11 protein-coding genes are annotated in these 12,096 nt (G+C 39.7%); 6 read left to right on the top strand and 5 right to left on the bottom strand.

All coding sequences use genetic code 11. The features are described 5' to 3' along the window. Nucleotides 1-54: 54 nt before the first annotated feature. Both GQR46_RS09020 and GQR46_RS09025 read right to left on the bottom strand, forming a co-directional pair. Complete coding sequence (locus tag GQR46_RS09020; RefSeq protein ID WP_024591832.1) at nt 55-744, bottom strand: transporter substrate-binding domain-containing protein; 690 nt, start codon at nt 742-744, stop codon at nt 55-57. Nucleotides 745-873: 129 nt separating this feature from the next. After that, nucleotides 874-1,983 (bottom strand): arginase family protein, encoded by a 1,110-nt coding sequence (locus GQR46_RS09025; protein ID WP_165740761.1) that lies wholly within the window; start codon nt 1,981-1,983, stop codon nt 874-876. Between the two features lie 454 nt (nt 1,984-2,437). Between GQR46_RS09025 and udp the strand changes: the two genes are divergently transcribed. After that, on the top strand, nt 2,438-3,193 hold the full coding sequence (udp, locus tag GQR46_RS09030) for a uridine phosphorylase (protein ID WP_007582384.1): 756 nt from the start codon (nt 2,438-2,440) through the stop codon (nt 3,191-3,193). A gap of 184 nt (nt 3,194-3,377) precedes the next feature. Here the strand turns inward: udp and cdd are convergent, their stop codons facing one another. Continuing rightward, complete coding sequence (cdd, locus tag GQR46_RS09035) at nt 3,378-4,304, bottom strand: cytidine deaminase (protein ID WP_165740762.1); 927 nt, start codon at nt 4,302-4,304, stop codon at nt 3,378-3,380. Between the two features lie 160 nt (nt 4,305-4,464). Further along, on the bottom strand, nt 4,465-7,110 hold the full coding sequence (gene ppc, locus GQR46_RS09040) for a phosphoenolpyruvate carboxylase (protein ID WP_165740763.1): 2,646 nt from the start codon (nt 7,108-7,110) through the stop codon (nt 4,465-4,467). A 120-nt stretch (nt 7,111-7,230) separates the two neighbouring features. Here ppc and GQR46_RS09045 point away from each other — a divergent pair, with 120 nt between their 5' ends. The 5 genes from GQR46_RS09045 (at nt 7,231) to GQR46_RS09065 (ending at nt 11,044) form a co-directional block, all read left to right on the top strand. Further along, on the top strand, nt 7,231-7,629 hold the full coding sequence (locus tag GQR46_RS09045) for a DUF393 domain-containing protein (protein ID WP_165740764.1): 399 nt from the start codon (nt 7,231-7,233) through the stop codon (nt 7,627-7,629). Further along, the gene (locus tag GQR46_RS09050; protein WP_101163585.1) at nt 7,626-8,348 is read left to right on the top strand and encodes an SDR family NAD(P)-dependent oxidoreductase; all 723 of its coding nucleotides are present in this window, start codon (nt 7,626-7,628) and stop codon (nt 8,346-8,348) included. Before GQR46_RS09045 ends, GQR46_RS09050 begins: the two co-directional genes overlap by 4 nt. Before the next feature lie 9 nt (nt 8,349-8,357). Beyond that, complete coding sequence (locus GQR46_RS09055) at nt 8,358-8,969, top strand: flavin reductase (RefSeq protein ID WP_165740765.1); 612 nt, start codon at nt 8,358-8,360, stop codon at nt 8,967-8,969. Between the two features lie 73 nt (nt 8,970-9,042). Next, entirely contained in the window at nt 9,043-10,263 is a 1,221-nt protein-coding gene (locus GQR46_RS09060) for a Xaa-Pro peptidase family protein (protein WP_165740766.1), read from the top strand. A 121-nt stretch (nt 10,264-10,384) separates the two neighbouring features. Beyond that, on the top strand, nt 10,385-11,044 hold the full coding sequence (locus GQR46_RS09065; RefSeq protein WP_165740767.1) for a DsbA family oxidoreductase: 660 nt from the start codon (nt 10,385-10,387) through the stop codon (nt 11,042-11,044). Nucleotides 11,045-11,612: 568 nt separating this feature from the next. Here the strand turns inward: GQR46_RS09065 and GQR46_RS09070 are convergent. Further along, a complete protein-coding gene (locus tag GQR46_RS09070) occupies nt 11,613-12,062 on the bottom strand; it encodes a DUF4231 domain-containing protein (RefSeq protein ID WP_165740768.1) in 450 nt (149 codons plus the stop codon). Nucleotides 12,063-12,096 lie beyond the last annotated feature (34 nt).

The raw sequence follows: 12,096 nt of genomic DNA on the forward strand, positions 1-12,096 counted from the left end.
AAAGTAATTTAATTTCATGAGGTTACATTGATCAAACTGTTTTTTTTAAACTGTTTAATTGCCTTTAAAGGCGACTTTTAATTGAACAACTAAGGCCGGATCCATATTTATATTACAAGCAAAAAATAATGGAGATTGAGCTGTATTTAGATTTAGTAATGGCTCGAGTAGCTCAAGCCTTGGCTCAGTTTTTATTCGATAGCTAAATTGCTTTTTGCTAAGAACAACAAAATCAAGAATATCGTGACGAGTGCTTATGAGTTTATCTATTTTATCTAGGCTATCGATGAGTAATAAATGCTTGTTCTCACTAAAGCCCCTCTCAAGCAAATAGTGATGACTAAAGTTATCACGCAGTACTGCTATTTTATATTTTTTAGCATCATTGAGAGTATTTAACTTTATACCTCTAGATTTTAGACCATAAATAGCAGAATCAAAGCTTTCCAGTTCACCTACCCAGTTAAACTTACTTTCTCTATTAGGTAATCGAACAATCGAGAATATACAGGTATTTTTATCGCGTAACGCTGCATTGTAAGATATGGCCCAACTATGCGCCAACATAGTGTATTTTATACCAGTGCCTTCTAGCGCTTTATGAACTTTATCGACAGAACGGCCAACGAGTTTATTATCTTCATTGAGATACTGAAAGTCCGGAAATACTTCCGTTACTATTGTGATTTCAGTTGCATCAACTTTAATACAGCTAATGAACAATAAAAAGATCAATAATTTCATTTAGCAAGGCCTCAACTAACTCATTATAAGTATTTAATAAATATAGCTGAGGCTTTATGAACTGCTAGTTTTTAGTCATGTAATGCACACTTATACGCTGATAGTGCTAGTATTTATAGCTCCTACAGCTTACTTGTTCATCGCACTAATTAAAAAGGCTGAAATTTTAGCGCCTTCTCTAAGTGTCGTTTCAGAGCTTGATTGGCCAACTAAAGAGCTGTCGGTAAATGGCGCTATTTCCATCATATCCGCACCCGTAATCGGAAACTCATCCGCAATGGCTGATAAAATATCAAGCGCATGCTGTGGTGTTAAACCATTATGTTCTGGCGTACCTGTGGCAGATGCAAACTCTGCATCAAGCGCATCAATATCAAAGCTTACGTATACTTCATCAACGTTATCAGCTTTTAATTGTGCAATAGCGTCGGCAGCAACCGCTGCTGCGCCGCGCTCAATGATTTCATGTGCCCAATGTTGCTTAACGCCAAAGGTACTTTCCCAGTGCGCTTTAGGCTTGCCACTTGAGCGTATACCAAATTGTATTAAATGATGTGGTGCTGGTAAAAATTCTAAAATATGCGTACACCACGAGCCAAAACATAAATCTATGCCTAGGCGCTCAACAAGTAAATCGGTATGCGCGTCAAAGTGAATAATAGCGGTACGCTTACCTTGCTCACGTTTTGCTTTTAAGTACGCTTTGGTAAGTGGGTAACTAATTGAGTGATCGCCACCAATACCAAATATCCCTTTATCTTTAAATGTCGCGTAAAAGCTGTCGCATACATCCTCAGTGATTGATAATGGGCTTACGTAATAGTCGTTATCTTCATTACCGTACAGGGCTTTTTGGCAATTAGAAATGGTTGCATCATTTAGGTATTTATCATGAAGTAAATGTGGGATTACACGTACATCGCCTAAATCAAACGAGTGACACTGCGGTTGCTGATCAATTAAAGCTGAGCGCACAAACAGTGGCCCCCAGTTTGCTCCGCGTAAAATACCACCGCCACAGTCTGAGCTAATACCTAACATAACGGCTTTATGTGGAGAATTTGGTAATTCATTTAAAGACTCGCGCCACAAATTATCAACGTTTTCAGTTTGTCCATAAAGTTTATCACGCAGTGCGGCTTTGCGCTCTTTTGCAGTATTTACTGTGTATACGCCATCACCAGGTGCGCACAAACAGTGCTCAACTTTGTTTTTAAATGCTTCAAATTGTGTGCTCATAATAAACTCCTTCGATTTTTATTCTGTACGTAGCTAATTACTTTTGATTAGTTATGCAAAATCACCAAAAGTGCCTAAACTTCAAATAAATTCCACTTTGCTAAATAAGTCTGTGCCTAATATAAATAAACACGCTATCTTTTACGTGCTTAATACAAATTTAAGCCATTGAATTAATTTAATATTAATGAACATTTACCATAAACTATTTAATTGTAGTTACGCGCTTGGTTGATACTTATTATGTCTGCTTGAACATGTCAACAGCACAACAAGGCTACTTGTATAAGCACTTGATTGAATATTCATAGTTGATGAATAAATCAAATTAATCCTCAAAATTATTAAGACTTAATTGGAGGAGTTAAGGTAAAACGGACAATCGTCCTGTACTTGATAAACGTTTCTAGCAATGATGCTAGATTGACACAATTTATTATAAAAAGGCTTAGCTATGGAAAAGGTATTTCACTTAGGACTATGTATTGACGATCTTAAAGGTGCAAAACTTGCGATTGTACCGGGCGATCCAGATCGTGCTGCACGCATTTCACAATTCCTAGACAACCCAACTTGCCTTGCTCAAACTCGTGAGTTTCATGTTTACTTAGGTCAACTAAACGGCCATTCGGTGGTTGTTTGTTCCACGGGTATTGGTGGTCCATCTACGTCGATTGCAGTAGAAGAATTAGCACAACTTGGCGTGCGTAAATTTTTACGTATTGGTACAACAGGTGCGATTCAGCCACATATCAACGAAGGCGAAATTTTAATTAGCCAAGCGTCTGTACGTTTAGACGGTGCAAGCCAGCATTTTGCTCCTCTTAGCTACCCTGCTGTGTCTGACTTTTATGCAACACAAGCTATGGTACAAGCATGTAAAAACTTAAATATCGATTTTCATATTGGTATTACTGCATCAAGCGATACATTTTATCCAGGACAAGAGCGTTACGATACGCATTCTGGTTACGTTCCTAAATCACTACAAGGTAGCTGCGAAGAGTGGCAAAAACTGGGCGTGATGAACTACGAAATGGAATCAGCAACATTATTCACTATGTGTGCAGCCCTTGGTTTACAAGCAGCATGTGTAGCAGGCGTACTTGTTAATCGTACTCGCCAAGAAATACCAAATGTTGACCATGGTGAAATTGAGCGTAAATCTGTAGCGGTAGTATTAGAAGCGGCTAAAGTATTACTTGATTAATACGGATCCTATTATTAATGGGCTATTATAACGATAAGAAAATGGCTCAGTAACAAGGCAAAAATTATGAAGTATAGTTGTCCTATATGAATAATTTTTAACGCAGTTAGTGAGTTATTTAATTCGATAGAATGGCACATTTTAATAAAGCACAGCTCTGGCTGTGCTTTATTGTTTTGAAAGGTTATTTTAGCTGCGCACTAATTACTTCTATTGCCGGTAGATTATTAAAACTTGCAAGTACAGCACGTGCTACACCCGCTTGGTTTTCATGGCCTGCGGTTTCTAAAAGTGTAATTGATTTTACCGTACTTTCGTTAAAGCTAAGCCCTGCGATAAATAATTGGCTAAGTGCACTTTGTAGTGGCGACAAGCTTGGGCTGTATGCTGCGTTTTCTGCGTAACTTCCGTAAAAATCACCATTTTCAAATGTACTAATTTTTACTGCACTAAAGTTTTTACTATAGGGTACGTATGCGTTTAATGCTGTACTTGCTAGTTTTTCATCTAGTTGATCATTTGCAAATACTTGCTGGTGAGGCTCTGGATTAAACAAGCTAAACGCGTTACCTAAATCAGTCGGCCCAAACGAGTACGGCAGTAATTCTGCCAACTTAAAGTGTTGCTCTGGCAATAAAATATCAAACTCTTTCGCATCAGCGAGTTCGTTCATAAACTGGCGGCAATATCCACACGGTGCATCGCTAATCGCTATTTTAACTATTTTTTTGGCGCCGTTTAACCATGCGTTATTTATAGCCGATTGCTCTGCATGAACCACTAAACTCAATGCTTGATGATTAAATTCTACATTTGCACCAAAGTAAAAGTTTACCTCATCGTTTTCATCAAGTGCTTTAACAATTGCGCCTACATGAAAATCTGATATCGGCGCAACAGCATACTCAGAAGCCAAAGGTACTAAACCTTGTAATAATGCATCATCAGACACATTGAGTTGTGCGCATAACTGCTTAATATTATTAGAATTTAATATGCCACGTTGTGATTTTAATTGACTACGTAATGACGCTGTTTGCGCTACGTTTAATGTGATGTGATAATTTGTAAGTGCTGTATCTTGCTGTACAGTAAAAGTTGCTGAAGCCATAACATTTTTTAATTATTCAATGGCTAAGTAGTTTAAAAGGTTAAGCCGCTAATTGCTAGGTTATTAAACGCAAAAAAAGGGAGCACATCGCGTGCTCCCTTTAAGTTTAACTGATATACCCAACAAAATAACTAATTGGTATACCTAACAAAATAACATGTTAGCCGGTATTACGCATACCTGCTGCAATACCTGTCATCGTGATCATTAATGCATTATCAATGTCACCTTCGTTGCGTTTTTCCTCTGAGCGAGCACGGCGTAAAAGCTCAACCTGTAGTAAGTTAAGTGGATCGGTGTACGGGTTACGTAAACTAATCGACTCCTTAATCCAAGGTTGTTCGGCTAGTAGGCTTTTTTGCGGGCTAAGTGATTGTACCAAGCTAATGGCTTCTTGAAGCTCTTTACGAAGTGTTACACCCAGTGGTTTGTACATATCTTCCACCAGCGCATTATCGTAATGCTCACTCAACCAACAATCGGCTTTACTAAATACCATTTCTAGCATTTCTAGGCGCGATCTAAAAAACGGCCACTGTAAGCTCATTTCATTTAGTGTTTCGGCGCCGTATTTATCAAGCGCAGCTTTTAAGCCTGTTAACGCACCTAGCCATGCAGGAAGCATTAAACGGTTTTGGCTCCACGCAAAAATCCATGGAATAGCACGTAGACTTTCAACGCCACCATTAGGATTACGTTTTGCAGGACGCGAGCCAAGCGGTAACTTAGACAGTTCAAGCTCAGGTGTTGCCATTCTAAAGTAAGGTACAAAGTTTTCATCATGGCGAACTACATTACGGTAATGCTCACACGACTCCTCACTTATTAGCTTCATTACTTCGCGCCACTGCGGTTTTGGCTCCGGCGGCGGTAATAAGTTACTTTGCAGAACTGCGCCTGCGTAAATATTTAAGCTTTGCAGTGCTACATCGGGTAAACCAAATTTAAAGCGAATCATCTCGCCTTGCTCGGTTACACGCAAGCCACCTTTTAATGAGCCAGGCGGTTGTGAATGCAGCGCTTGTGCAGCGGGTGCACCACCACGTCCTACTGTACCACCACGTCCGTGGAATAAAACAAGCTCAATACCACGTGCATCAGCAAGCTGTACTAGCTTATCCATTGCTTCGTACTGCGCCCAACCTGCTGCCATCATGCCAGCATCTTTAGCTGAATCAGAGTAACCAATCATTACGTTTTGGGTGTTTTTAATGTGCCCGCGATACCAAACATTATCAAGCAATGTGGTAATTACATCACTGCCTGCGTTTAAATCGTCGAGTGTTTCAAACAACGGTGCTACTGGTAAATCAAAGCTACAGCCGCTTTCTTTTAGCAACAGTTGTACTGCTAAAATGTCTGACGCTGTTCGTGCCATCGAAATAATATACAAACCAAATGTTGCTTCGTCTTGCTTGGCAATTACATCAAAGGTATCAAGTACTTCTTGTACATCAGGGCTTGGTTGCCAATGTTTTGGAATAAGCGGTCTGCGCGAGTTAAGCTCTGCAAGTAAAAATGCTTGTTTGTCTTGCTCTTGCCATTGGTTGTAGTCGCCTAAACCTAAATAACGAGTCAGTTCTGAAAACACATCGCCGTGGCGAGATGAATCTTGGCGCACATCAAGTTTGGCTAAACGCAAACCAAAGCTATTTATACGGTGCAGTAAATCAAGTAATAAGCCATCCGCAACTACTTTCATATTACACTTTAATAACGAGCGATAGCACACTTCAACTGGGTGCTTAAGCTGATTAATATTAGTAATTAAATCTTGTGAATCGCTGCGCTTATTCTTAATTTTAGCACCTAAGTGCGCCACTGTTTCTGCAACCTGATTTTTAAGCTTTTTGATTACTGCTCTATATGGTTCAAATTCCTGCCCTGCAAGCTCAACAAGCTCATCACTGGCATCTGACATAGAGAGTTCAGCGCACAACGTTTTTAAGTCTTGAATGTATAAATTAAGTGCCATCCAACGACCATGATCAAGTACCTCTGTTGTAACCTGCGAAGTTACAAACGGATTACCATCACGATCTCCTCCCATCCAAGACGTAAACTCAATTGGGCTGTAATCTATTGGTAACTCTAAGCTGAGCTGATCTTTAACATTCGCTGAAAATTCACGTAAAAAGCGCGGAACCGCATGCCACAGGCTATTTTCTATTACTGCATAGCCCCATTTGGCTTCATCAACTGGCGTTGGGCGAGAGCGACGAATATCGTCGGTATGCCAAGCTTGGCTAATCAGCTGTTCAATACGATTTAAAATATTGTCTCGCTCTTGCACTAAGTTATCTTTTCGCTCTAATGACGCTAAGCAATCACTTAGTTCAACGTGTTTGTTAATAATAGTACGGCGCGTAACCTCGGTTGGGTGAGCGGTCAGTACTAAGTTTATGTGGAGTTTTGAGAGTGTTTCGGCCAAATGATTACTGTCTAACTGGCCTTGTTCTGCTTTTGTAGCTAACGTTTTTAATGTTTGAGTGAGAGGGTTTTGTTGACCAAGGCCAACGTCATTAAAACGCGAAACGGTATGAAATTGCTCTGCTACATTAGCAAGGTTTAAAAAATGATTAAATGAACGGGCAACCGGTAAAAGCTCTTCATCACTAAGCGCATGTAAAACATCTATTAGCGCTTGTCTGTCGTCTTCGTTACCACTGCGAGATGATTTTGATAAAGCACGAATTTCTTCCACTTTATCTAAAATCGCTTGACCTTGGGCATCTTTGATTGTTTGTCCTAGTAGTTGCCCTAGTAAATTTACATTACCTCGCAAGGCGGTATATTGTTCACTCATTTCTCATTCTCCTTTGTTTCGTGGAGTGCTATTAATATCATCATGAAGAGATATTTAATAGATCCATTTGCAATGTCTTGTCGTAAAAAATTATATATAAAATAATCACAAAGCATTCACATGATCATTTTTTACGATGGTAACTGCCCTCTTTGTAGCACCGAAATGCAGCAACTAAAACACGCTGATAACAAAAACTTAATTACGCTTGAAGATCTTAACGCGAGCGACTTCAGCGAGCGCTACCCGTATATTGATAAAGACAAAGCAATGAACTACCTTCAAGCTCAAAAGCAATCAGGTGAAATGATTTATGGGCTTGATGTAACTTACGAAGCATGGAAAATAGTGGGTAAACACGGCTGGTTGAAAATTTTTCGCTTGCCAATAATTCGCTTTTTCGCTGACTGCGGATACCTATTATTTGCTAAGTATCGGCACCCCATCAGTCGCTTTTTAATGCCAAATACTCAGTGCAGTAATGGCCAATGTGGACTAAAAGCAAAAGGTGATAAATGAAAACTATTGTTTTATTCGGCGCAAGCAGTGCCATAGCAAATGCATATATAGAACATCTACAAATAAACACGCCTACTCATCAGATCGTTTGTATTAGTTCAAAAAGTATTGAATCTGGCTCAAGTGTTGTCCACCTGCATACTGACTACACAAAACAAAGTTTAGCGCGCGTTACTAATTACCTAAAAGAGCAAAATGCCGATATACAACAAGTTATTATATTCAATGGTACACTGCACAACGAAACCCATATGCCTGAAAAAAAGATGGAGGATTTAGACGCTGAGTATTTTAGCCAACTTCTAAATTCAAACACCCTAACTCCCCTACTTTGCTTGCAGAGTATTTTGCCGCTGTTAACCCACAAAACGCAGTGTACTATTACTGCATTAAGTGCGCGCGTAGGCAGCATAAACGACAATAAATTAGGTGGTTGGTATACTTACCGCGCATCTAAGGCGGCGCTTAACATGCTATTTAAAACCGCTGCTATAGAGCTTGCTCGTCGTGCTAAAAATACCAAACTCATTCTGTTTCACCCTGGCACTACCGATACAGCACTTTCAAAGCCCTTTCAAAAGAATGTACCTGAAGGCAAATTATTTACCCCTGAATTTGTAGCCAAGCAACTATTTGAATTAACAAACAATAACCCTGATTTAAAACTAAACGGTGAGCCTGCTTATTTAGACTGGCAAGGCTCTACAATACCGTGGTAAGGACTTTTAATGCATTTTACTAAAGCGCAAATAGACGCACTTGAAAAACATACCCGTACACATTTAATTAATTCTCTTTCGGGTTTTAAAAGCGCTAATTTAATTGGCACGCAAGACTTACTCGGCAATACCAACTTGTCGATTGTAAGTTCGGTTATTCACCTTGGGGCTAACCCACCGTTAGTCGCAATGATTATGCGCCCTCACAGTGTGCCGCGTCATACGTTTGAAAACATATTACAAACGGGCACTTACACCATAAACCAAGTGAATAAGTCAATTTATAAGCAAGCTCATCAAACTTCAGCCCGTTACGATAAAGACGAGTCTGAGTTTGACGCTACAGGCTTAACACCTGAGTACTTAAACGACTTTACAGCGCCTTTTGTACAAGAAAGCCGTTTAAAGTACTCGGTTAAATTTGTAGAAAACCAACATTTAGCCATCAATGGTACCGAGCTTGTTATCGGCGAAATTATGGATGTATATGTAGATAAAGCAGCACTACAAAGCGATGGTTTCCTAGATTTACAAGCAATAGAAACAGTGGCAGTAACCGGGCTTGATAGCTACCATACCAGTAATAAATTAATGCGCCTGCCTTATGCAAAAAAACCTTAGCGTGCATGTTATCTCATAAAATTGAATTCCCTTTTCACATTGCGCACAATGCCTAAAAACCAAGGAGAAAAACATGACCACCATAGGTATAGGTACACAATCAAGCGAGCAAGCACTGGCAAGCTTAAGTAATATGACGCAAACGCTAACCCCTATTGCTGCTGACGAACATTTAGAGCGCATAGCCAAGGCGCAAGCGTATATGCTAGCAAACAACATAGATGCAATTTATTTAAACGCTGGCACCAATCTAACCTACTTTACAGGTATGAAATGGTACGCGAGCGAGCGCATGGTTGGCGCAATATTACCCGCCCTTGGTGAAGTACAATACATTGCGCCTTATTTTGAAATTGGCTCGTTAAACGGGTTTAAAGTAATAGATGGGCCTATTCATGGGTGGCAAGAGCACGAAAACCCTTATGCACTTTTTGTCGAAGTATTAAAAAAATTAAACATTAATGAAAACGCAACCATTGGCATTGATGAAAGCGCACAGTTTTTTATATTCGACGGTATTAATAAAGCGCAAACGGGTTTAACACTCATAAACGCACAACCTGTAACTGCGCATTGCCGTATGCATAAATCAGTTCACGAGCTTAGCTTAATGCAGCGCGCTATGGATATGACCTTAGCCGTGCATCAAGCCACAGCAAGCATGCTTTATGAGGGAATAACCACCACCGAAGTAGAAGCTTTTATAAAGCAAGCACACCAAAAAGTAGGTGCGCCAGGTAACTATTTTTGTATTGTTTTATTTGGTGTAGCAACGTCTTTCCCGCATGGTGTTAAAGACGCCCAAGTACTTAAAAAAGGCGATATGGTATTAATTGATACCGGCTGTAAAGTACACGATTACCTATCGGATATAACCCGTACTTATGTATTTGGCGAACCAACAATGCGCCAACGCATGTTTTGGGATCATGAAAAAGCAGCGCAAATGGCTGCGTTTAATGCCGCTAAAATCGGTGCTACCTGCGAAGACGTAGATGCGGGCGCACGGACTTATTTAGCGGCGCAAGGGCTCGGGCCGCAGTATCAAACACCAGGTTGCCCGCATCGAACGGGTCACGGCATTGGGCTAGACATTCACGAATGGCCATACTTAGTTGGCGGTGATAAAACCTCACTTGCCCCTGGCATGTGCTTTAGTAACGAGCCAATGTTAGTTATACCCGATGAATTTGGCGTACGTTTAGAAGATCATTTTTACATGACCGACAACGGCCCCCATTGGTTTACAGTGCCTAGCCATAGCATCGACGACCCATTTGGGCTTAACACTTAAAACTGATTACCTTCAAGAGCAGCTGTTTAGCTGCTCTTTTTAGTTTGAGGATTGATAATACATACTTCGTCCCAATATCCTTTTTTATACTTAGTTATAAGCAATCCTCAAAAGGATAAATATGAAAAACTTTAAAATTGATATCGTTTCAGACGTAATGTGCCCTTGGTGTGTAGTGGGTTACAAAAACCTAGAAACTGCACTAGAGCAACTTAAAGACGAAATGAGCACAGATATTACGTGGCATCCTTTTGAACTAAACCCAGATATGCCAATTGAAGGTCAAGACTTAAACGAACATTTAATGCAAAAGTACAACCTAAGTGAAGAGCAAGGCGACGAAAATCGTAAAAACATGTTCGAAGCAGGCCAACGTGCTGGGTTCACCTTTAATTTTGATGGCAAACGCATCATGATCAACAGCTTTGATTTGCATCGTTTATTAATGTGGGCACGTGAAGAAGGTAAGCAAACCGAGTTAAAACTCGCCTTTTTTGAAGCGCACTTCACTGATTTAAAATACTTAAATCAAGAAGAAGCACTGCTCGACGTTGTTGAAAAAGTAGGTCTTGATAAAGAAACTGCGCGCGGTATTCTACATTCAGACAAATACGTACAAGACGTACGCCAAGAGCAAGACAACTTTAAACAGATGGGTATTACTTCCGTCCCTACATTTATCATCAACGATAAATATGCACTCACTGGCGGACAACCAAGCGACTCATTCATTCAAGCACTAAAACAAATTAGTGAAGAAGAAGCCAAGCAAGACGCTTAACAAGTAAAATTGTTGTTTAACACTTCAAAAGGCTGCACATTGCAGCCTTTTTTATTGCGTATAGGCAAGCGAGTAATAATCAACTTACTATAAACTTATTTGATATTTTATCGACAACATACAGCACTGACATACATGTGATTATTCGTAACATCACAAGCGATTTATCTCTAGCACAGCCTCTAAGATTCTCGTAAATGAACTTCACTGTATAAAAATCAGGATGGGTATTTGTAGTGCTCAACTAATTTCGGCTGATGGGCAGAACGCTCAGGCAACGCTATTTTCGTCTGCGTAAAAATTTAAGTTAAACACGTAGGTTGTGTAGAGCGTAGCGAAACCCAACGAATATTCAATATTAGACAACTAGCTTGGCAGAGAGGGTAACCACCACCCTTCAAATATATTTGAAAACGGTGGTCGGATAAGCAAAGCGCCATCCGACACAGTAACTTATTTGAGTTTCGACAAACATAAACAGCTAATTTATATAGAAGAATAAAGCAAGACAGGCACCTTAATTGAACAAGCAAAGCTATCTCAATTAAGATGGGTGTCACGTTAATTGCTAAGTAGACGAGTCGTTTGAGGAAGGTAAATTATCTGGTGTTGGAGTAATTGCAGTCCATTTTTGGTGGGCTTTAAGAGTCAATTTGGCTACATTGCTAGCAAGAAGCCTATCAGGTTCTATACAATTTTCATACTCACTAAGTTTATATTTATATTGCGTTAATTGATCTTCAATTTCGCGTTGAATTGTCCTGTATAATAACCATAACTCCTGTGGCTTTCTGAGTTGAATCCATGCTGTGCAGAATGCCGCTGTAGCAGATAGAAAAGAAGGAAGTATTTTAGATACCCATAAATCAGCGTCAAATGTTAGCATTACGGGAACGGCCAGTGTACTTCCCATTATAATTCTAAAACACCATAAAGTTTCAGCTTTATTATGCTTTGCTTTTTTTTGAAAATGGCGAATTTGATTTTGACAATATTCTATAGGTTTTATGTTTTCCATTATCTTCTCTTAGGTTTTACTTTAAGTGAGAATA

The organism is Pseudoalteromonas sp. Z1A6 (genome assembly GCF_011378745.1).
Lineage (GTDB): Bacteria > Pseudomonadota > Gammaproteobacteria > Enterobacterales > Alteromonadaceae > Pseudoalteromonas > Pseudoalteromonas arctica.

Coding starts and splice junctions, on each gene's coding strand:
- GQR46_RS09050 (WP_101163585.1), top strand. CDS start 7,626: ATGAAAACTATTGTTTTATTCGGCGCAAGCAGTGCCATAGCAAATGCA.
- udp (WP_007582384.1), top strand. CDS start 2,438: ATGGAAAAGGTATTTCACTTAGGACTATGTATTGACGATCTTAAAGGT.
- GQR46_RS09065 (WP_165740767.1), top strand. CDS start 10,385: ATGAAAAACTTTAAAATTGATATCGTTTCAGACGTAATGTGCCCTTGG.
- GQR46_RS09070 (WP_165740768.1), bottom strand. CDS start 12,062: ATGGAAAACATAAAACCTATAGAATATTGTCAAAATCAAATTCGCCAT.
- GQR46_RS09055 (WP_165740765.1), top strand. CDS start 8,358: ATGCATTTTACTAAAGCGCAAATAGACGCACTTGAAAAACATACCCGT.
- GQR46_RS09020 (WP_024591832.1), bottom strand. CDS start 744: ATGAAATTATTGATCTTTTTATTGTTCATTAGCTGTATTAAAGTTGAT.
- GQR46_RS09025 (WP_165740761.1), bottom strand. CDS start 1,983: ATGAGCACACAATTTGAAGCATTTAAAAACAAAGTTGAGCACTGTTTG.
- cdd (WP_165740762.1), bottom strand. CDS start 4,304: ATGGCTTCAGCAACTTTTACTGTACAGCAAGATACAGCACTTACAAAT.
- GQR46_RS09045 (WP_165740764.1), top strand. CDS start 7,231: ATGATCATTTTTTACGATGGTAACTGCCCTCTTTGTAGCACCGAAATG.
- ppc (WP_165740763.1), bottom strand. CDS start 7,110: ATGAGTGAACAATATACCGCCTTGCGAGGTAATGTAAATTTACTAGGG.
- GQR46_RS09060 (WP_165740766.1), top strand. CDS start 9,043: ATGACCACCATAGGTATAGGTACACAATCAAGCGAGCAAGCACTGGCA.